This is a genomic window from Cupriavidus sp. FW305-F7, assembly GCF_058782875.1.
In genome coordinates this window covers 1-19,019 of record NZ_JBYSYC010000042.1, presented here as the reverse complement: position 1 = coordinate 19,019, position 19,019 = coordinate 1, and the positions used below count along the sequence as shown (strand labels likewise).

Here is a 19,019-nt window from a genome sequence, read left to right as displayed (position 1 = left end):
TTAGCGGCCCAATTCCTTGGCGGATTTCCCGCCGATGCCGAAATGCGCCTTGGGCATTTCGGTGATCAGCACACGCACGGATTCGCGCGGGACGCCGATCGACGCCACCGCCGCGTCAGTGAGCGCGCCGATCAGGCCCGCCTTCTGTTCCTCCGTCCTTCCTTCCATCAGGAAAACTTGCATGATGGGCATTACTTCACTCCTGTCATTGGTCATTGGGAGCACACCGTCTTGCTCCCGCTAGCTGTGCTGCCATCAGACAAAGCGCATCGATACCGTCCCCAGGTGCTGGTAGCGCACGGTAACGTTGTCGCCCGCCTGCACCGCCACCGCCTCGGTCACGCCGCCGGTCATGATGAAGGTGCCGGCCGGCAGTTCGCGCCCCCGCGCACCCAGCATGTTGGCCAGCATGGCCACGCTGCTGGCCGGGTGGCCGAGCACGGCCGCACCGGCGGCGGTGGCGACCACTTCGCCGTTCTTTTCCATCACCGCGCCGAGGTTCTTCAGATCGATGCCATCGGCGCTGCGATGCGTGCCGCCCACTACGAAGCGGGCCGAGGAGGTGTTGTCCGCGATCACGCTCTTCAAGTCGAAACGGAAGTTCTCGTAGCGAGAGTCGATCACCTCCACCGCCGGCAGCACGAAGTCGGTCGCGGCCAGCACGTCGCCGATATGGCAGCCGGGCCCCTTGAGCGGACGTTTAAGGACGAAGGCGATCTCCGCCTCCACCTTGGGATGGATCAGCGATGCGGTATCGATGGCGCCGCCATCCATGCAGGCGCCGTAGTCGGTCACGAAGCCATAGACCGGCTCGGTCACGCCCATCTGGCGCATCTTTGCGAACGAGGTCAGCCCCATCTTGAGGCCGGCAATGCGCGTGCCGCGTGCCTCCTTGCGTGCCCGGATCGCGTCCTGGATCGCGTAGGCATCGTCCCAGTCCATCTCGGGATAGTCGTCGGTGATCTTGCGCACCGGCTCGCGGTTGAGTTCGGCGTTCTCCAGATGCTCGGCGAGCTGCTGGATGATGTCTTGGGTGAGATTCATGGCGATGTCCTGGGCTGCGATGTGGAATCCGTTCAGATGAAGCGCACGCCGGCCGAGCCGATGCCGCACAGGCTGATGCGAAGCTGGTCGCCGGCCTTGACCGGCACCATCGCGGCCAGCGAGCCGGACAGGATCACCTCGCCCTTCTTCAGCCCCATGCCGAGACGGCCCAGCGTATTGGCCAGCCACGCCACGGCGTTGGCCGGATGGCCGAGCGCGGCGGCACCGGCGCCGGTGGCGACGATCTCGCCGTTCTTCTCCAGCGTCATCCCGACCGTGCCGAGATCCAGCCCGCGCGGGTCCACGGCGGCGTCGCCCAGCACAAACACGCCGGACGATGCGTTATCCGCCACCGTGTCCTGGATGCGAATCTTCCAGTCGCGGATGCGCGAGTCGACAATCTCGAAGCACGGCAGCACGTAGGCGGTGGCGCGCAGCACATCGGCATTGGTCACGCCCGGGCCTTCCAGGTCTTCCTTGAGCACAAAGGCAATCTCGCCCTCGGCCTTGGGCGCGATCAGCGTGTCGGCGGCAATGGCGGCGCCATCGCCGTAGACCATGCCGGACAGCAGGTGCCCGAAGTCGGGCTGGCGCACATCGAGCATGTCCATCACCACCCGGCTGGTCACGCCGATCTTCTTGCCGATGACACGCTCGCCGGCATCCAGCCGATGCTGCACCATGGCGAGCTGGATGCCGTAGGCGTCGTCGAGGGACAGATCCGGATAGCTTTCGGTCAGCGGTGCGATGGCCTGGCGCGCGGACAGCGCGTGGTGAAGGCCAGCAGCGATATCGAGGATTTGTTCTGGTTTCATGGCCTGGCTCACAGTTTCACGCACACATTGCGCAGCTCGGTATAGAACTCCAGCGAATGCACTCCGCCCTCGCGGCCGATGCCGGATTGCTTAGCGCCGCCGAAGGCGGTGCGCAGGTCGCGCAGGAACCATGCGTTGATCCAGCAGATGCCCACCTCCAGCGCGCTGCCCATGCGGTGTGCCGTACCGAGATCGGACGTCCACACCGTCGCGGCCAGGCCATAGGGCGTGTCGTTGGCGAGCCGGATGGCTTCTTCCTCGGTATCGAACGGCGCGATATGGCAGCAAGGGCCAAAGATCTCCTCGCGGATCACGGCCGAATCCTCGGGCAGGCCTGTCCAGATGGTGGGCTGCACCCAGGCGCCTTCGGCCAGCGCTTCGGGCATCTCGGGCACGCCCCCGCCGGTGACGACGGTGGCGCCCTCTTCAGCCGCCTTCCTGTAGTACGACAGCACCTTGGCCTGGTGCTCCAGCGAAACCAGCGGGCCCATGTTCACGCCGTCGCCGTCCGGGGAGCCCAGCCGCAAGCCTTCGGCCTTTGCCTTGAGCGCCGCGACGAAGCGCTCGAAGATCGGCCGCTGCACGTAGACGCGCTCAGTGCCCAGGCACACCTGGCCGCTGTTCTCGAAGGCCGAGCGCGCAATGCCGGCGACGGCCTTGTCGAAATCCGCGTCGGCGAACACGATGCCGGCGTTCTTGCCGCCCAGCTCCAGCGAGACCGGACGCACGCCGTTGGCAGCGGCCTTCATGATGGCCTCGCCGGTACGGGTTTCGCCGGTGAAGGTGATGCCGTTCACATCCGGGTGCGCGGTCAGGAATGCACCGGCGGAATCCGGGCCAAAACCGTGGACCACGTTGTACACGCCGGGCGGCACGCCAGCCTCGTTCATCACTTCGCCGAGCAAGGTGGCGGTAGCCGGTGTTTCCTCGGACGGCTTGACCACGACCGTATTGCCGCAGGCCAGCGCGGGGCCGACCTTCCAGGTCATCAGCAGCAGCGGCAGGTTCCAGGGGCATACCACACCGATCACGCCGCGCGGCGAGCGCACCGCGTAGTTGATGGCCTCGCCGCCGTCGGGCGTAGCCATCGCGAAACTCTCCGCCGGTACGTTCCTGATCAGGTCGGCGAACACCTTGAAGTTGGCCGCGCCGCGTGGAATGTCGACGTGGCTGGCGAGCGACAGCGGCTTGCCGGTGTCGGCAATCTCGGCCTGCAGGAATTCGTCGAAGCGGCGGTTGATGCCGTCGGCCACGGCGTGCAGCAGCTCGACGCGCCGGGCCACCGTCATGCGCCCCCACTCGCCCTGCAACGCGCGGCGCGCGGCCGCGACGGCGGCGTCGACCTCTGCCTGGCCGGCCTCGTGGACGTGCCCGATCAGGCTGTTGTCGACCGGATTGCGGTTCTCGAAGGTCCGTCCGGTGCCGACCCATTCGCCGTTAATGAAGTTGCGGAATTGTTTCATGCAATTGCCTCGGTGACTGATTTTGAAAGGGATGGGAGCCGCGCCGTCCAGGGCGCGTCGGACCCGAGCAGCAGCGCCTGTTCGCCTGGAGCGCTAGGCTGATCCGATCGCCGTGCCCTCCGGATCGCCGGCTGTCAGGTATTCCCACATCCGTTCGAAGATCCGGCCAGCGCGGGTCGCCCGCAGTTCGGCGTCCGCCTGCGGGATGACTGCGGCACGGTCGCTCAGTCCCGCACCGCGTAACGCGAGATCCATGCGTGCCGCATCTTCCAGGTACCACGTCAGCACCACCGCCTCCTCCAGTGAAGCGCCGGCAACCACGGCGCCGTTGCCCCGCATCACCACCGCGCTGGCCGCACCCAGGGTTTCGACCACACCTGCCGCCTGCTCAGGCGTGCGGACCAGTTGCGGGTCGTCCCACAGCGGCACTCCGGCGGAGAAGTACGTGCCAATGCCGTGCAGGCAGCGCGGTGTCAGGCGTGCTGCCGACAACGCCATCACGGCCGGTGGCATGCTGCGCACGACGCCGCCAACGTGCGGATGCTGCCGGTAGATCTCCTGGTGAATGCGGACTTCGCCCAGCACGCCTTCTGGCAGCGCCCCGTCGACGTTCACCACCGTGCCGGTGTCGCTTCCCCCGATCAGTCCCATCGGTTTGGCCGCACACACCAGAAACTCGCCCGGGCTGAGGCGCACACTGCAATGTCCATAGGCATGGGCAAGATGAGCCCGACCGATCGCCCGCGCTGCCACACGCAGGAGGCGTTGTTGCGCGTCAATGAGCGTGGAGGCCGTGCTCATGAACGAAACTCGGCAATGTCCGGCTTGGCACCCCACATGCAGAAGGATGACGAAGTCCCGGTGGGAAAATGCCGAGGGCGGTAGGTCTTCTCGTCTTCCACCGAGATGGTCCTGACGCCTGTCGAGTACTCGTAGATCATGTCGTCCGGACCTTCGAAGTAGAGGAACACCGCGCCCGAGGTGGGATGCCGTCCCGGACCGAACAGGATGCGGACCCCCCGTTCGCGCAAGAGGTAGTAAGACCGCATCAGGTCATCGACGCTCTCCACCTGGTGGTTGATATGCTGGACGCCGGCGTAAGTGGAAGGGAACAGCGCGATCTTGTGGTGGATCTCGTCGATTCGCAGCAATGGCGCCTCGCCGATCCAGTCACTTACCTTTGCATTGCAGAGCCCCGTCCAGAATATTTCGTCGCGCCCCGGACTGGTCGAGCGCAAGCCGATGTGGCTGAAGCCGGTGATGCCGGCATCGCGCGATGGAAAATATCGGCGACCGCTGTGGTCGGGCGCGACCACGAGATCAATGCTGTTGCCAGACGGATCACGAAAGTTGATGAAGGCACCAACCCGTCGCAACTCGCACTGCTCTTTGGAGCCCGTGACGACACGCACATCGTTGCGATCGAGCAAGTCGGCGGCCGCGGCAAGCTCGGCGGGAGACGCTACCTCGAAGGCGGAAGTATGGTCTTTGGGGCCGCCCTCGAAATAGCACAGCGTGTGGTCTCGGCTGTCCGAGCGGAAGTACAGAGCGCCTCTCTCGCGATGCGCGACCTCCAGGCCCAGCACCTGCGTAGCGTACTGCTCGCAACCCTGCAGGTCGCGCGTCCCAAGACGCACATAACGGATATCGGAAAGGTGAATCATCGGGTCTCCTGTTGATCGCCGCCGGCAGATCACGAGGCAGGAGTCCTCAGGCACGCGCTTCCCCGGTCACAGCGTGAACCGGCCTGGCTACGTTCGTCTCCTGCCCCGCAGGCATCGATGCTGAGCATCCCGCCGGCTGGTTTTCGAAAAATGTAGCGGCGCCGAACGCATAAACAAAGCAAATTGTTATAATTCAGATTATTTGCTTTTCAGATATCCATGCGACTCGATCTGAATTTGCTGCGGGTCTTGCTGGCGATCTACGACACCGGCAGCGTGACGGCGGCGGCCAAGCGCCTGAACATGAGCCAGCCGGCGGCCAGCGCCGCCCTCGCCCGGTTGCGCGAGTCATTGGGAGATGCCCTGTTTATCCGGCAGGTCGATGGCATGTCACCTACGCCCCGCGCGCAAAGCCTGGCGGGCAAGGCCAGGGAAGTCCTGGACGCCATCGATCACGATATCCTGCGGGCGCCGGAATTTGATCCGCGGGTGTGCAGCGATGAATTCGTCTTTTGCCTGAGCGCGATCGGAGAGATCGTGTTTCTGCCAAAGCTGGTGCAACACATCCGCGCTACGGCGCCGTCTGCGCGCATTCGTGGCGTCAGCCTTGCCCCCGCCCAGTTGGAGGACGCCTTGCGAGCCGGCGAGGTCGATCTGGCGCTGGGCTATTTCCCGGATCTACGCAAGGCCGAATTCTTCCAGCGGCGCCTGTTCTCGCATGACCTTGTATGTATGGTGCGCACCGGGCACAGGATCAAAGGACCGCGCATGACCCTGGCGCAATTTCAGGCTGCAGAACATGCTTTCGTCAAGGATGGAAGTCGTAGCCAGGAGATGTTTGAAGAGGTTCTCACCAAACAGGGTATCCAGCGCAATATCGTCTTGCATACTGCGCACTATATGAGCATCCCCACCATCATCGCCGAATCCGATCTGGTGGTGGTGCTGCCGCGTACGGTCGCCAATGTGTTCGCCGACTCCAAAAGGGTGCGCATCGTAACGCCTCCAGTTGAAATTCCGCATTACGACCTGAAGGTGTACTGGCATCGGCGTTTTGCCAAGGATCCCAAATCGAAATGGCTGCGCTCCGTGGTCACAGAGGTTTTCGCTACCGACGCCGACTGAGCAATTGCCGGGACGGGGCGCGGCCCGTAGCAATCAGAGCACTTTGCGCATCGGAACTCAAGACTGCTCGCCTGCACGAGAAGGTTGCGCTACTGCGCCACGATCGGCGCCATGTAATCAATTACGCGCAATGGGAGGACGAGGCTTCTTTCCGAGGCTTCATCGAAGATCCTGAGGGCGAACGCCTGCAAGCGGCTATTCACGCCTTGGATCCATCGCTGAAGCCGAATGCCGCTCACTGCCGCGTCGTGAGAACCACCGAAGGTTCCGAGTAGGCTTGCCTCGTAAGATGCAACCATTCAGGCCCCCCCGGCGATCGAGGAGCCATGTTGGCGATGGATGGTTGAGATCGCATGCGTGCGGCGGTGCCGATCATGGTCCTCTTGCGTAGCGAAGATAGTCCGCGCTGATTCGCCTTGAATGATTCACCAGCGCACGGACGAAAGGAAGTCTTGCTGCTTCGTAACGCGCGAGGGGCGCAGAGACCGATTCGCCGACGTGCTGGTCAGCGAGTAATCGCGAGAGCACGGCTGCGTCCTCTACGCCAGTCGCAAAGCCACGTCCAGTCATGGGTGAGACGACATGGGCGGCGTCACCCACGATCGCCAACCGGCCGGCCGATAGCCGCGACGGTTCATATTCAGCGATAGGGGCGCCACTCAGTACATCTGTCGAGCGGATTCCGACATCCACCGCTTCTGCCCATGTCGCGGGCCAAAGCCTCGGAACCAGTGCAAGCAACGCCTCGCGGACCTCGGTGTCAATTGTTCCGGGTCCCAGTGTCCCCACTAGGTACCCATCTGCGGTCAGCCGATTGGTGCGGCGGAGCAACGCTTCCCGGTGCACATCGAACCATGCAAAAGTGACCTGGCGGTGACCGACTTCGAGAGAGCCATCGCGCCCCGGAAGCACGGCGGCGACCAACCGATATCCCTCAACAAATTCAATCCACAATCCGCCCGTCGCGGGCAACGGGATGGGTCGCCCGAGCACCCGCTCATCAATCAGACCCCGCCACACAACGTAACCCGCATGACGTGCAAGGGGCGCGTCTGGCGCGATAGCCTGGCGAACAGTGCTGCGGTACCCGTCAGCGCCAATCACCGCGTCGGCAACCATTTCCGTTCCATCCGAAAAGAGAAGTTGCGCGCGATCACCCACGTTTGCGACCGATGTGACGGATTTTCCTTCCTCAATGAGAATGCCCGGCGTTTCGGCAGCGCGGTCATGCAGCCACGAATACAGCGCCGGCCAGGTGGTCAGATGACGATCACGATAGGCGGGTACGACGGGCAATATGGGATGCAACCGCGGATTATGACCGACGGTCGCTGCCAGCGCCGGAAGATCCACACTCAGACTGTCGCCACCTTGTACGCGGCGGGCCGAGCGCTCGACAACATGAACCGGCACACCTCTTGATGCGCACGCCAATGCAAGCGTGAGGCCGGCAAGTGAGCCGCCGACGATAACGATTTGCGAGTAGGGGGCGTTCATCGGGAGGGATCACTCATGAAATTTCGCTTGCGGCCGAGTATGTTCAGTCGCAGGGAGCATGTGAAGAAGGATGATTCTTTGGCAGATCAAACCAGTACCGCATGGCCAACAAGGCCCGTTCTATCGACCGAACGAGACTCACTTCGGTCGACAGCTTCTGGCTTCGGCTTCAGGAGATGCTGGCGCCGAGGGCCGGGAACACATCACTGAACAACAAGCCGATCAACTGTTGGCCGGCAGGCGTTGACCAATCCTGCGCGATCTCCGCCATGAGCGTGTTGGTCGCGGTGAGCACCACGCCGGCGTCGTGCATCCGTTGACGCGAAAATTCTTCGGAGAGATCGCTCGGCGATCCCGAGGCGTCCATCACGGCCTGAACAGCAAAGCCCTCGACTGCAGCATCAATTGCAGGGAAGATAAGGCAGACGTCGGTGGTCACGCCCGCCATGATCAGGTTCTTGCGCCCGGTGGCGAGCACCGCATTGCGGAAGTCGGGATAGGCCCATGCATTCACCACGCCGGGACGCTTGATCCGGGCCGCGTGTGCCTGAGGCAGGATCTGGGCGATCTCTGGAAGAATCGGGCCTTGCGCCCGGTCCTCCTGGCTCGACGTGATCACAACCGGCAGATTCAGGATCTTGGCCATCTTGGCCAGCGCGATCGACTGCTTGGCTGCAAGTTGCTGGTCGATGTTCTTGATCAGCTGCATCGTGCCAACCTGATGGTCAATAAGCAGCAATGCGCTATTTTCTGCGGTGAATCGTTCAACCTTCATGATGAATCTCCTTGGTGATGAATGGGGCATAGGCCCCCGGTGTGTGGGCAGCTCTTACAGGCTTCCCAGATCGCCGCGGTGATAAGCGGCGGTTGCTGCGGACAGACTCTCCTGGCTCGCGAAAGCCATGGGGCCATTCGAAAGAACGGGCTGATGCAAAGGGCGACCAATGAACACCGCGACCTTGGCTCCGCCGGGCTCTCCGATGAGCTTGAATGTCGTCGCATCGGTCGTGGCAGGACGGATCGGAACACCGAGGTTATCCAGGCCGAAGGTCTCTCCATCGAGTTCCGCACTGCCGAATATCGGCATGACGAAGGCTTGGTGTCCCGCCGGCAAAGGCAGGTCCAGCGCTGCGCCTGCGTCTAGCGAGATATCGAGCAAGGTGACATCGGTCGGCGGTACCAGCGGGGAGCGCGCGTCGCCGAAGCTGCCAAGGGGAACCCGGATGCGCACGCCGGGCCGCTGCACCACCGGCACGTCCTGCGGTGCCAGGGTCAGCGCAAACGGCGCGGCTTCCTGACGTTCCCGAGGGAGATTGACGAAGATCTGCAGAAGGTGGGTCGTGCTTCCCAACACGGCAGGGTTCTCCTCATGGATCACACCACGCCCGGCGGCGGTCCAATGCAGGCCGCCGGGCTCGATCAGCACGCTGTTGCCCAACGAATCGCGATTGGCAATGCCTGTTTCCGAATCGAGGAACAGATAGGTGACCGCGGAAAAGCCGGCGTGTGGATGCGGCGGAAACGTTGGAGCGCTCATCCAGGCATGGTCGATTCCCATGAAGGGATCAAGTAACGCCGGATCTGCGCCATGCAGGCGGTATGCCCGGAAATGGCTTCCCCGGTTAGCGCGTTGCATGCGGGCGGTGGTGGTCATGGTTGACTCCTTAGACGGCTTCGGCAGCCAGCGCCGGATAGTCGATGTATCCCTTGGCGGTGGGCGGGGCAAAAAACGTGTTGCGGTCCGGCACGTTGAGGGCGGCACCTTGACGGAAGCGTTCCGGCAGGTCGGGGTTGGCAAGGAACGCACTGCCGAATACGGTGGCGTCGGCCTTGCCTCCGTCGAGTACGGCTTCGGCGCTGTCCTGCGTCAAGCCGCTTCCGATCAGGTATGCGCCGTCGAAAAGCGGGCGCAGCAACGCGTGATAGTCGACTTTCGTTCCGAACAGGGCGACATGCAGATAGGCCAGGCCCATTCCGCGAAGCTTGTCGACGAGATACGTGTAAGTTTCTTGCGGCGCGGCATCCGTGATGCTGTTGTAGTTCATCTCTGGAGAGATCTTGATGCCCACGCGGTCCGCCCCCGCCTCGGCGACCATGGCAGCCAGCACGTCGAGCATGAAGCGGGCGCGGCCTTCAACGGAACCACCGTATTGATCCTGGCGCTGGTTGCTGCCCGTCGATAGGAATTGTTCGGGCAGGTAGCCGGACGCGCCGTGCAGTTCCACACCGTCGAATCCGGCGTCGATCGCCCGGCGGGTGGCCTGGCGATACTCATCGATGATGCCGGCGATCTCGCCGAGGCCCAGTGCGCGGGGCGTGACGAAGTCGACTTGGCCACCGGGCGTCCATGCCTGCCCCTCGGGCTTGATGGCAGAAGGGGCCACGGGCGTCGCGCCATCCAGCAAAGAAGGATGCGAGACACGGCCGCAATGCATCAACTGCATGAATATGCGACCGCCACGTGCGTGCACGGCCTCAGTCACCTTCTTCCATGCGGCAACCTGGGCCTCGGTCTCGATGCCGGGGGTATGCACGTAGCCCTTACCCATGGCGGACGGAAATACGCCTTCCGAGATGATGAGGCCTGCGCTGGCACGCTGAGCGTAATAGGTAACGGTCATGTCGCTGGGAACACCGTCGTTGCCCGCGCGGGACCGGGTCATCGGGGCCATGACGAGGCGGTTCGGCGCAACGTAGCGACCAATGCGAACGGGGGTGAGAAGCTTGTTCATGTTGAAGTCCTTGAAGGTAACGAGGTGCGGAAGCGTGGAGGCCGCTAGACCGGCTTGCCCACCGTCCGCCCCAACACGCGGTGGCGATGCACGTATCTTGGATTGATTCACGAGGGAGATAAAGGCGGTAGATTGGCAATCATTGATCCATAAATGGCGCAATCTCTGTGGAACTGCTGAACGACATGGCCTTGTTTGTCGAGGTCGTCCAGATACGTAGCTTTCGAGGCGCCGCCGGCCTCACCGCTACATCTCGAACTTTCCGACGAGCCGGCCCATCCCACCGACCTGACACGGCACGAGTGCCTCGGCTTCCCCAAAGCAGGAAAGTGGATGCTCCAGCTAGGTGAGGAAACCGTTGAGGTTGAGGTCGGCGGGAGGTTCCAGGTCAACAGCGTCGGCATGTTCCGGAGGTTGGCGACGCTGGACCTGGGTGTGGCACTTCTGCCGGTCGAGATGGCTGCGGAAGATTTGGCGGCGGGTCGCCTGCGAAGAATTCTGCCCGAGTGGCAGACAAGTTCGGCCCCGGTCTATGCGCTGACCGAAGCCCGCTTGCTACCTGCGAAAACTCTGCGCTTTATCGAGTTCTTGCGCCAACGGCTGGCAAGGAGAATTAGTGCTTGGGGCTCCTGGGCAGTTCCACTGCATGCCGGAAAGTCTCGTTCCGTTAGCTTGCAAACAGGGACGTGCGAGTTAGGTGCTCGTTATCAGTTTTTCCGAGCGTCGCATATGAAGAGGATTGTGGTCACTGAAGCGCCGGCGTTTATATGGCCGCAACGGGTCGCAATGAGGCAAACGCGTAGGCGGTGATCTCCCCATCCATTGCACCGTTCTCTAACTTCATAATTTCATCATCATGAAATTAAGGATTGGCACTCCTCGCCGGCTTCCCGCCCATGCTTTGGAAGATTTGGACTGCCCGCCGCCGGCCCATTAGACTACAGGCAACGAGCATCCGGCCGCCTGCCAGCCACCACAGCTGAACTTTGTTCCTTCTGCAGACGATCATGCATCGTCTAGCAGCGGATCAACACCTTTGGCGCGGCCAAGGCGGCTAGACCCTCACAGCGTGATCTTGGGCTTCTTGATGGTGACTTTCGGCTTCTTGACGCTGACCTTCACGCCGCCGGCCTGCACTTCGACGTTCTTCTTGTCGATCTTGACCGAGGGCACGCCAGTAGCCTTGTCGATGACCTTCTTGATGTTGTCCTTATCCGCCTTCGACACCAGCGGGATGTTGGTGACCACATCCTTTGCCATCTTGTTCCTTGGGCGTCTGGCAGCTCTGCCACGTGGCGTCCAAGAACACGCGCTCGGTCGGGTCCAAGGCGAGGTAGGCGTCCTTGCTGAACTTGATCTTGTCGGCCTCCTCGCACGAGTAGGCGGTTTGCACGGCAGCAAACGCATTCATGTCATCAGCCGGCACAGCGGGCTGGGCCTGCGCCAAGACGGTGCCCGAACACAGCGTCAGAGCAAACGGGGTCCAACGTTTCACGGATATCTCCTCGGAAGTTATGGTTAAGGTTGACCAGACGAGCATGCCCCTCGCATGCTTGGGAATCGAAGAGCACCAACGGATAGCGCAGTAGCTCCTCCGGCAGGATATATCTATAGGCAAGCAACGGATGGCGCGGCGGCACCGCTACCACCAGGGGCTCGCTCCAAAGGGGATGTGCAGGAGGTGCCATCGTCAACTTCGTTGGATAGAGAGAGTCCGACGTCGTATTGACCATCGTGCAGTCCCCTGATCAGCTGAGACAACGGCGCTTCGAACAGTCGCACCTCAACCTCCAGTTCTTCCTGCCGCACAACGCGAGCAACGGGGGTAGGCGTGATCGAGCGCTACAGTCCGACAAGACGATGCGCAATTGGCCGTGAAGCCCATTAGCGACTGCCTGTACCCTGTCTCGCGCCTGCTCTACAGCAGCGAGGATGCGCCGTGCGTGCTCCAGGAACAGCTGACCACAGGACTCAGGCACGTACTACGGGTGGTGCGCAGTAAGAGTGCGCACCACCAACTCTTCAGCGACTGCACGCCAATCACAAAATAACAGCAATAGAAAGATGAAGGCGACACGATATTGACACTTTACCGAAACGTAGGGATCTTCGACCCAAATTGACATAGAAGGGATCCCCTTCGGCATGAGGATCGTATTTTGGGCTTACTCAGCAGTGCCAACCTACGCACCACCGCCTAGCGCCTTGTACAGCGTGACCATATTGTTCAATCGGTCCAGGCGATTCTTCGCGCAAGCGCCCTGCAGTTGGCGCACCTGTTTTTGCTCGTCAAGCCAGGGTTGCACGTCGGACAGCCCTGCCACAAAGCGAGCGCGAGCCAGGCCTTCTGCGCGCTGGGCCCGCTCCAACGATAGGGCATGCAGGGACTTCTGCTGCTCGAGCTGCCAGCGCCCCGACAAGGCGGAATCAACCTCGGCGAGCGCCGTGTACCACGTTTTCCTGAACTCGGCGACGTTGGCTTCGTATTCGTCGCGCGACACCTCTACCCCTCGCTGCCGCATCCCCCAGTCGAGCAACGGCAGCACAACGCCTAGTCCAATCCCGTCAATCGGGTTCGACAGCAGACCCACGAGGCTGGCGCTGGAGCGCCCAGCCTTACCGGTGAGCGAAAAAGTGGGATACAGCTCCGCACGGGCCTGGTTGATTTTCGCAAGCAACTGGCGCAACTCGAATTCGGCCTTGCGCAGGTCGGGGCGACGGCTTAACAGATCCGCGGGCAGGGAATCGGGTACGCCTGGCAAGTGCCCTTCGGGCAGATGCACAGGTTCGTGCAGCCAGCCCTGTGGCGGGCGGTCCAGCAGGATCGCGAGGTCATTCCGATGCCGCGTGCGCTGCGCCAGCAGGTTCAGCCTCAGCGCATCCAGCGTCGCCACACCTTGCTCGGCGCGTACGACGTCCAGGCCATGCGCGGCGCCGGCCTCATGCCGGCCCCGCACGATGGCGAGCGTCCTCTGTGCATTGGCAATATCCGCCTCGTTGCGGACGAGCTCATGATTCAGATAGCCGATCTGCCAGTAGTGCTTCGCCGTGTCCCCGATGAGGGTCATTCTGATCGCTTCACGTTCTGCCTCTGCGGCCCTTGCGGCCCAGCGCTCGGCGTCGCGCTCGGCCGCCAGCTTGCCCCAGAGATCCAGCTCGTAGCTGAGCGAAACGGAATAATCGCCCTGAACCCGGAGCGAACCGGTTTCGCGACCGGCGTTGAGCCCTAGCCCGGAGGAGATTCTTGGATATGCATTGCTCGCCGCAATGCCGGCCTGCAACCGGGCCTGATGAATACGGATCGCCGCAGCCACCAGCTGGCTGTTGACAACCAGCACGTCCTCCACCAATTGATCCAGATTGGCATCTCCGAAAGCTCGCCACCAATCGTACGGCACCGTTTCGGACGGTGCGCCAGCCCCCAGCTCACGGGTGCGCGTCTGTGCGTCGCCACCGTCTCCGTACTGGTTCCATTGCGTCGGGATTTCCACGGCAGGAGTGAGATATTGGCTGGCCGGCAAGCAGCCTGCCAACGATGCGGCGAGGCACGCGGCGCCCACCCAGCACGATCCGCGTCGCCGCCTTGATGTGTATGTCGGCATGGCGTCGTCTCACTCGCGGGCAAGCGCGTCGACCGGGTTCAGGCGGGCGGCGTTCCGGGCAGGGAAATAGCCGAACACGATGCCAACCAGCGTCGAGCATAGCGTTGCCACCACGACAGGCCCGAGGGTAAATGCCATCCTCGTCTGCTGCCCGAGCCACGGGAGGATCAGGCCCACCAGCAGCGCAAGTCCGATTCCGAGCGCGGCACCCAGCAGGCACACCATCACCGCCTCGCAGAGGAACTGCATCAGGATGTCCCGCTGTCTTGCACCGACGGCCATCCTGATGCCGATTTCCTGGGTGCGCTCCGCGACGGAAACGAGCATGATGTTCATCACGCCTATCCCGCCGACAATCAGCGAGATCACGGAGACGGTCAGCAACATGCGCGTCAGCACGCCTTGGGCCTTCTGCCTCCTCTTGGCGACTTCGTCAAGGTTGATTGTCATGAAATCCTTCGTACGGTGGCGCAGCGTGAGGATCTTCTCGACCCCCTCCTCGACCACCTTCGCAGGAATGCGTTCGTGACCGCGTACGATGATCCGTTCCACGTGCTGACGGCCAAAGAGCCGGTCACTGGCGGTGGTATAGGGTAACCACACGTTCAATTGCCGAGGGTTCAGGAGCATGCCCGCGTTCACGACGGCAACGCCGACCACCACGCATGGCACGTTGTCGATCAGGATGATCTTTCCCAGCGCGCTCCCGGCAGCCGGGAACAGCTTGCGGCGCGCCACTTCGTCGATGACCACGACCTGCGCGCGGCGCTGCACGGCGGCTTGTCCGAACCATGCCCCCTCGACAAGCCTTGCCCCGTACATCCGGGCGTAGTTCGCACTCACCCCTATGACATCCGCCAAGGCGTCGACGCCCCGGTAACGTACGGTGGCGCCCTGCGGAGTTTCAGGCGTCGCATCGTCGACGAATGCCTGCTCTGCCAGGGCGGCCGCGTCGGCCGGTACAAGCGTCTGGATCTCCGACGCCCGGGGATCGCCCCAGTCCCGACCTGAATAGACGTGAATGACATTCGTCCCGATACTGCCAAATGATTCGAGCGCTTGCCGCTTGGCGGCTTCTCCGATCCATGCGATCGCTACGACGGATGCGATACCGATCGTGATGCCAAGCGTTGTGAGTATCGTCCTCAACCGCCGAGCCACCATCGATTGCGACGCCAGGCGCAGCGCCTCGATAAAGCTACGCGGCGTATCGTTATCCCCGAGCAACGGTTCAGTGCACGCGGCGGGCCGGGCTGCCCGGCCGGGTGACGCCGTCGCGCTCGCGTTGTCAGGAGAGATTCCATCCCGAGGGATGGCGTACTGTCGCGAGTCCGCGACCAACTCGCCGTCACGCAGTTCGATGACACGGCTTGCATGCGCGGCGACGCCGGGATCATGCGTGATGACGATCACGGTGCGGCCGCGTGCATTCAGATCCCGAAGGGTTTCCATCACTTGCTGGCCACTCGAGGAGTCGAGCGCACCCGTTGGCTCGTCCGCAAGGATGACGTCTGCCCCATTCATCAACGCCCGTGCAATGCTGACACGCTGTTGCTGGCCGCCCGACAATTGGCCTGGCCTGTGATTGGCACGCTCTCCGAGCCCCAGTTGCCCGAGGAGTTCGAGGGCACGCGCCTGCCTTGCGCGTTGCCCGGCGCCGGTGTAGACCGCGGGCATCTGGACGTTGGCCGATGCATCGAGGTACGTCAGCAGTTGGTAGCGCTGGAAAATGAAGCCGAACCGCTGTCGCCGCAGATAGGCAAGCTCGTCGTGACCGAGGTCACCGATTTCCCGCCCATTGATACGGTAGCTGCCCGAACTCGGTTGGTCCAGGCAGCCCAGGATATTCATCAACGTCGACTTGCCGGAGCCCGATGCACCCACAATGGCCACGAATTCGCCGGCATCGATCGACAGGTTGATGTCCTTGAGCACGACCACGTCGCGGTCCCAGGAAGGAAACCGGCGCGTCACGTTCGTCAACTGCAGCAGGGGGGCATTCACCTTCAGCTCGTCGTGGCGGTGGGTTCGGCCATGCCCGTCACAACGCGTTCGCCCTGCGCCAGACCCTTGCGCACCTCCACGTTCACATTGTTGTTCAGACCAACGTAGACCGCGCGCTCGACGACGCGCTCGTCGCGACCGATCACGCGCACCAGATGGCGACCATCGGCGATCTGCTCGCCCAGCGCGGCCACCGGGATGCTAAGTACCTGACGCACGGTCGCGATCAGCACGCTCACCTGCGCGGTCATGGAGATGCGCAGGCGCCGGTCGGCATTCGGTACCTCGAATAGCGCGTTGTAGAAGACTGCGGCGCCTGGCTTGGACGATTGTCCACTGTTCGTGCCCGGGGTGGCGCCGGGCGGATCCAGGAAGCCCTGAGGCACCGGCTCGATGGCCCGGATCTTTCCGTAATAGCGTTTGTCCGGGTCGCCCAGGATTGTGAAGTAGGCAGTTTGTCCCGGGCGCAGGCGGACCACATCCGCCTCGGAGACTTGCGCTCTGACGGTCATCGAGTCCATATCGGCCAGTCTGAGGATCTCCGGCGCCTGTTGGCTGGCAATGACGGTCTGGCCCTCCTGGGTGACGATGGCTACCACTTCGCCATTCCTTGGCGCGACAATCTGCGTGTAGCCCAGGTTCGCGCGCGCAATCTCCACCTCGGCATGAGCGCCTTCGATCCTCGCATCAAGCGCGGTGAGCCGTGCCCGCTGCTCGTCGACCAGGGCTCTCGCCGCCTCGAAGTCTTGCCGCGAGGAGGCGTCGATAGCTAGCAAATTGCGCTGACGATTCAACGCCGGCTCGGCTTTTGCCAGCGTCGCGACAGTCTCCTGTCTTTGCGCGACCAGTTCCTTTTCATTGGCGATCTTCTGGCGCAGTTCGTTGTGTGCCGGTACCGAATCGATCTCCGCGAGCAGCTGTCCCTTAATTACCTTGTCGCCAAGCTCGACCTTCAACGCCTTGATCTGCCCATCCACCTGGGCGCCCACCTTGACCTGCTGGGATGGCTGGAGCGAGCCCACCGCCAACACCGCCAGTTCGAGATCCTTGCGTTCGACTGGCGCCGTGGTATATGGAGAGGGCTTCGTACAGGCGAGCTGGCACAGCGCGATGGTCAGTATCGTGGCGCAAACAGCGGCGCCGATGACCCGGGAGCGATAGCGAAGCGACATGATCTTCATGGGGACACTACATCCGCAGAGGCGGTTCGATGGACGATGGAAGCCCGGGCGCCGACTCCATGCAACCTCAGCCGTCATCGCCGGCTGCCGTCCCTTCGAGATACGCGGGCCTTTCATTGCTGTGACATGCCGCGATTAGATCGCCTCATCGTACTCTTCGGCAACCATCCAAACTGACAGGTATGTAGGTGAATTCGCTGGTGAGCAACCGGCTTCCCCACCGTGGCCGGAAACGTGAAGGGCCGCCGCGCCCGTCGATGACGCATCCATCGGACAGCCTTCCAGCGCGAGGGGGGCGCAAACCACGCCGCCAGGATCCCGAGCGCCAGGCGCAACCGCCGCCCGCGTGTGCGATAGCCTCTCGCGCAAGGGGATCCGCGCCTGTCGAGGGCTCAAGACTGCTCAAGCAACTTCGCAACGAGGGCGAACAAGCCGCCGATGGCGACGCACAGCGCAATCCATGCAGCGATGATGCCAACACAAACCTTCAGCTTCATGATGCTTCTGATGGGCCAACTAGGCTAACGGGCGGGGGATGCCTGAATTGGAAGCCTCGCCCGGCCCTTCGACAACCTTCAGAACTGAGAGGTATGCTGGTAAGTTCCGGGACGATATTTCTCACCGCACCTGCGTCGCGTGTCAGCATCGGGCGAGTTGGGCGCTACATCAGATTGCATGGGATGCTGCACCGGTGGTGCGCGACGACCAGCAGAATTGACAGGTCTTTCAGATCAGGAATCGCACCCTGTCGTGCTACGAGTCAGCTGAGCATGCCGCTCATGGCCGCATAGACAGCCGCCGCGGTCTTGTTGGGCACGTTGAGCTTGGTGATAATGTTGCGGATGTGGAAGCGCACGGTGCATTCCGACAATGAGAGCAGATCGGCAATCTCGAGCGTGGTCTTCCCATCGGCCGTCCACTTGAGCACCTCGATCTCCCGGCTCGTCAGAGCCCCGGCCCGCTGGGCGAAGTGGTCGGGCAGCATCACTTCCGATAGGCGCAGATGGGCAATGGCCGTCAGCCCGCGCAACTCCGCTTCCTTGTACGCACGCTCCTCGTCCGCTAACGGCGTCGCCGACCGCGCCACGGTGAACATGCCGCCCTGCGAGGCGCCGCTAAAGCAGGATTGGGCCCACCCCACACGCAGGCCAGCGCCCTGCGCTTCTTCCCAGAAGGCGGGCACCCGCGCAAACATTCTCGGCGTCCATACGAAAGGGGTGTCGGATTGCTCGCCGCGCGCGATCGTGGGATCGATCTCCAGATAGCGGTTGCGCGCGTAACGCTCCTGCCAGATGGCGGGATAGTTATTCCGCATCAGTGTCTCGGGTCTCGACACTGGCCAGGGTGTGCGCAGCCCGTACGCGCAATACTCGAACTCGAGCTTCACCGCCACGCGCAGTATGGCTTCGAAGATCGCCTGCTCGCTATGCACACCATCGATGGAAGTCAGCAAATCAAGTAGCCAGTGCTTCATGGCCTCACCCCGCTTTGCGCGATCACCCACCTCATGCCACACCCAACGTCTCTCGTATCCCTTTCATCAGATTTGCTCCGAGAAACCTCGCCATTCAAGGCGGGGAGTGAAAGGAGCGCCGCCGAGAGGCGGCATTCCCACGTTAGAATGAGCGGCATGATTCGTGTCTACCGCTACCGGGTGAAGTCGCTCAACGGCCTGCTCAACAAGCAGAGCCGCGCGGTGAACTACGTCTGGAACTTCTGCAATGACACGCAGAAGCACGCGCTCAAATGGGGGAAGACGTGGCCGAGCGGGTTCGATCTGAACGTGCTGACCACGGGCAGCAGCAAGGAACTCGGCATCCATTCCGGTACGGTCAACGCGACATGCGAGCAGTACGCGAAATCGCGCAGCCAGCATCGCCGTCCTTACTTGC

General features: G+C 62.6%; 17 protein-coding genes and 3 pseudogenes. 3 read left to right on the top strand and 17 right to left on the bottom strand.

Annotated features, from left to right (window positions below; all coding sequences use genetic code 11):
- The 6 genes from thmT to AC3WL8_RS30455 form a co-directional block, all read right to left on the bottom strand.
- Complete coding sequence (gene thmT / locus AC3WL8_RS30480; protein ID WP_080569673.1) at window positions 1–216, bottom strand: 2-hydroxymuconate tautomerase; 216 nt, start codon at window positions 214–216, stop codon at window positions 1–3.
- Window positions 217–255: 39 nt separating this feature from the next.
- Window positions 256–1,044 (bottom strand): 2-oxo-3-hexenedioate decarboxylase, encoded by a 789-nt coding sequence (gene dmpH, locus AC3WL8_RS30475; RefSeq protein WP_492379512.1) that lies wholly within the window; start codon window positions 1,042–1,044, stop codon window positions 256–258.
- 32 nt (window positions 1,045–1,076) lie between these two features.
- A complete protein-coding gene (gene dmpE, locus AC3WL8_RS30470) occupies window positions 1,077–1,859 on the bottom strand; it encodes a 2-oxopent-4-enoate hydratase (RefSeq protein ID WP_492379511.1) in 783 nt (260 codons plus the stop codon).
- Between the two features lie 8 nt (window positions 1,860–1,867).
- A complete protein-coding gene (locus tag AC3WL8_RS30465) occupies window positions 1,868–3,322 on the bottom strand; it encodes a 2-hydroxymuconic semialdehyde dehydrogenase (protein ID WP_013959751.1) in 1,455 nt (484 codons plus the stop codon).
- Window positions 3,323–3,415: 93 nt separating this feature from the next.
- Window positions 3,416–4,123: a class II aldolase/adducin family protein gene (locus AC3WL8_RS30460; protein ID WP_492379510.1), complete on the bottom strand. Its 708-nt coding sequence runs from the start codon at window positions 4,121–4,123 to the stop codon at window positions 3,416–3,418.
- On the bottom strand, window positions 4,120–4,986 hold the full coding sequence (locus AC3WL8_RS30455) for a VOC family protein (protein WP_492379509.1): 867 nt from the start codon (window positions 4,984–4,986) through the stop codon (window positions 4,120–4,122). The genes AC3WL8_RS30460 and AC3WL8_RS30455 overlap by 4 nt, the downstream gene beginning before the upstream one ends.
- A 219-nt stretch (window positions 4,987–5,205) precedes the next feature.
- On the opposite strand from AC3WL8_RS30455, the gene AC3WL8_RS30450 reads away from it, so the two are divergent.
- Window positions 5,206–6,111 (top strand): LysR family transcriptional regulator, encoded by a 906-nt coding sequence (locus AC3WL8_RS30450; protein WP_035815654.1) that lies wholly within the window; start codon window positions 5,206–5,208, stop codon window positions 6,109–6,111.
- A 372-nt stretch (window positions 6,112–6,483) separates the two neighbouring features.
- Here the strand turns inward: AC3WL8_RS30450 and AC3WL8_RS30445 are convergent, their stop codons facing one another.
- From AC3WL8_RS30445 to AC3WL8_RS30430, 4 genes are all read right to left on the bottom strand, one after another.
- Window positions 6,484–7,608 (bottom strand): FAD-dependent monooxygenase, encoded by a 1,125-nt coding sequence (locus tag AC3WL8_RS30445; RefSeq protein WP_492379508.1) that lies wholly within the window; start codon window positions 7,606–7,608, stop codon window positions 6,484–6,486.
- A 169-nt stretch (window positions 7,609–7,777) separates the two neighbouring features.
- Window positions 7,778–8,383: an isochorismatase family protein gene (locus tag AC3WL8_RS30440; protein ID WP_035815657.1), complete on the bottom strand. Its 606-nt coding sequence runs from the start codon at window positions 8,381–8,383 to the stop codon at window positions 7,778–7,780.
- 54 nt (window positions 8,384–8,437) lie between these two features.
- Window positions 8,438–9,262, bottom strand: coding sequence for a pirin family protein (locus tag AC3WL8_RS30435; RefSeq protein ID WP_013959757.1), 825 nt, complete (start codon window positions 9,260–9,262; stop codon window positions 8,438–8,440).
- A 10-nt stretch (window positions 9,263–9,272) separates the two neighbouring features.
- On the bottom strand, window positions 9,273–10,340 hold the full coding sequence (locus tag AC3WL8_RS30430; protein WP_492379507.1) for an alkene reductase: 1,068 nt from the start codon (window positions 10,338–10,340) through the stop codon (window positions 9,273–9,275).
- A gap of 237 nt (window positions 10,341–10,577) precedes the next feature.
- Here AC3WL8_RS30430 and AC3WL8_RS30425 point away from each other — a divergent pair.
- Window positions 10,578–10,949: pseudogene (locus AC3WL8_RS30425) on the top strand (LysR substrate-binding domain-containing protein); the annotation flags it as partial.
- Between the two features lie 453 nt (window positions 10,950–11,402).
- Here AC3WL8_RS30425 and AC3WL8_RS30420 read toward each other — a convergent pair.
- The 7 genes and pseudogenes from AC3WL8_RS30420 to AC3WL8_RS30390 all read right to left on the bottom strand — a co-directional run bounded on the left by AC3WL8_RS30420 (window position 11,403) and on the right by AC3WL8_RS30390 (window position 18,601).
- Window positions 11,403–11,600 carry a hypothetical protein gene (locus tag AC3WL8_RS30420; RefSeq protein ID WP_492379506.1) on the bottom strand — a complete coding sequence of 66 codons (198 nt, stop codon included), beginning with the start codon at window positions 11,598–11,600 and terminating at the stop codon, window positions 11,403–11,405.
- Window positions 11,551–11,835 carry a hypothetical protein gene (locus AC3WL8_RS30415; RefSeq protein ID WP_492379548.1) on the bottom strand — a complete coding sequence of 95 codons (285 nt, stop codon included), beginning with the start codon at window positions 11,833–11,835 and terminating at the stop codon, window positions 11,551–11,553. The genes AC3WL8_RS30420 and AC3WL8_RS30415 overlap by 50 nt, the downstream gene beginning before the upstream one ends.
- Before the next feature lie 28 nt (window positions 11,836–11,863).
- Window positions 11,864–12,345, bottom strand: a pseudogene (locus AC3WL8_RS30410) (LysR family transcriptional regulator); the annotation flags it as partial.
- A gap of 178 nt (window positions 12,346–12,523) precedes the next feature.
- Window positions 12,524–13,942, bottom strand: coding sequence for an efflux transporter outer membrane subunit (locus AC3WL8_RS30405; protein ID WP_492379505.1), 1,419 nt, complete (start codon window positions 13,940–13,942; stop codon window positions 12,524–12,526).
- A 9-nt stretch (window positions 13,943–13,951) separates the two neighbouring features.
- Window positions 13,952–15,946, bottom strand: a complete 1,995-nt coding sequence (locus tag AC3WL8_RS30400; protein ID WP_492379504.1) for a MacB family efflux pump subunit — start codon at window positions 15,944–15,946, stop codon at window positions 13,952–13,954.
- Window positions 15,947–15,948: 2 nt separating this feature from the next.
- The gene (locus tag AC3WL8_RS30395) at window positions 15,949–17,127 is read right to left on the bottom strand and encodes an efflux RND transporter periplasmic adaptor subunit (RefSeq protein WP_492379503.1); all 1,179 of its coding nucleotides are present in this window, start codon (window positions 17,125–17,127) and stop codon (window positions 15,949–15,951) included.
- Window positions 17,128–17,887: 760 nt separating this feature from the next.
- On the bottom strand, window positions 17,888–18,601 hold the full coding sequence (locus AC3WL8_RS30390; protein ID WP_013959766.1) for an autoinducer binding domain-containing protein: 714 nt from the start codon (window positions 18,599–18,601) through the stop codon (window positions 17,888–17,890).
- Window positions 18,602–18,757: 156 nt separating this feature from the next.
- On the opposite strand from AC3WL8_RS30390, the pseudogene AC3WL8_RS30385 reads away from it, so the two are divergent.
- Window positions 18,758–19,019, top strand: a pseudogene (locus AC3WL8_RS30385) (RNA-guided endonuclease InsQ/TnpB family protein); the annotation flags it as partial.

What these genes read in the sequence shown, in the direction of transcription:
- thmT (WP_080569673.1), bottom strand. Translation starts at nt 216, where the DNA reads ATGACCAATGACAGGAGTGAAGTAATGCCCATCATGCAAGTTTTCCTG.
- dmpH (WP_492379512.1), bottom strand. Translation starts at nt 1,044, where the DNA reads ATGAATCTCACCCAAGACATCATCCAGCAGCTCGCCGAGCATCTGGAG.
- dmpE (WP_492379511.1), bottom strand. Translation starts at nt 1,859, where the DNA reads ATGAAACCAGAACAAATCCTCGATATCGCTGCTGGCCTTCACCACGCG.
- AC3WL8_RS30465 (WP_013959751.1), bottom strand. Translation starts at nt 3,322, where the DNA reads ATGAAACAATTCCGCAACTTCATTAACGGCGAATGGGTCGGCACCGGA.
- AC3WL8_RS30460 (WP_492379510.1), bottom strand. Translation starts at nt 4,123, where the DNA reads ATGAGCACGGCCTCCACGCTCATTGACGCGCAACAACGCCTCCTGCGT.
- AC3WL8_RS30455 (WP_492379509.1), bottom strand. Translation starts at nt 4,986, where the DNA reads ATGATTCACCTTTCCGATATCCGTTATGTGCGTCTTGGGACGCGCGAC.
- AC3WL8_RS30450 (WP_035815654.1), top strand. Translation starts at nt 5,206, where the DNA reads ATGCGACTCGATCTGAATTTGCTGCGGGTCTTGCTGGCGATCTACGAC.
- AC3WL8_RS30445 (WP_492379508.1), bottom strand. Translation starts at nt 7,608, where the DNA reads ATGAACGCCCCCTACTCGCAAATCGTTATCGTCGGCGGCTCACTTGCC.
- AC3WL8_RS30440 (WP_035815657.1), bottom strand. Translation starts at nt 8,383, where the DNA reads ATGAAGGTTGAACGATTCACCGCAGAAAATAGCGCATTGCTGCTTATT.
- AC3WL8_RS30435 (WP_013959757.1), bottom strand. Translation starts at nt 9,262, where the DNA reads ATGACCACCACCGCCCGCATGCAACGCGCTAACCGGGGAAGCCATTTC.
- AC3WL8_RS30430 (WP_492379507.1), bottom strand. Translation starts at nt 10,340, where the DNA reads ATGAACAAGCTTCTCACCCCCGTTCGCATTGGTCGCTACGTTGCGCCG.
- AC3WL8_RS30420 (WP_492379506.1), bottom strand. Translation starts at nt 11,600, where the DNA reads ATGGCAAAGGATGTGGTCACCAACATCCCGCTGGTGTCGAAGGCGGAT.
- AC3WL8_RS30405 (WP_492379505.1), bottom strand. Translation starts at nt 13,942, where the DNA reads ATGCCGACATACACATCAAGGCGGCGACGCGGATCGTGCTGGGTGGGC.
- AC3WL8_RS30395 (WP_492379503.1), bottom strand. Translation starts at nt 17,127, where the DNA reads ATGAAGATCATGTCGCTTCGCTATCGCTCCCGGGTCATCGGCGCCGCT.
- AC3WL8_RS30390 (WP_013959766.1), bottom strand. Translation starts at nt 18,601, where the DNA reads ATGAAGCACTGGCTACTTGATTTGCTGACTTCCATCGATGGTGTGCAT.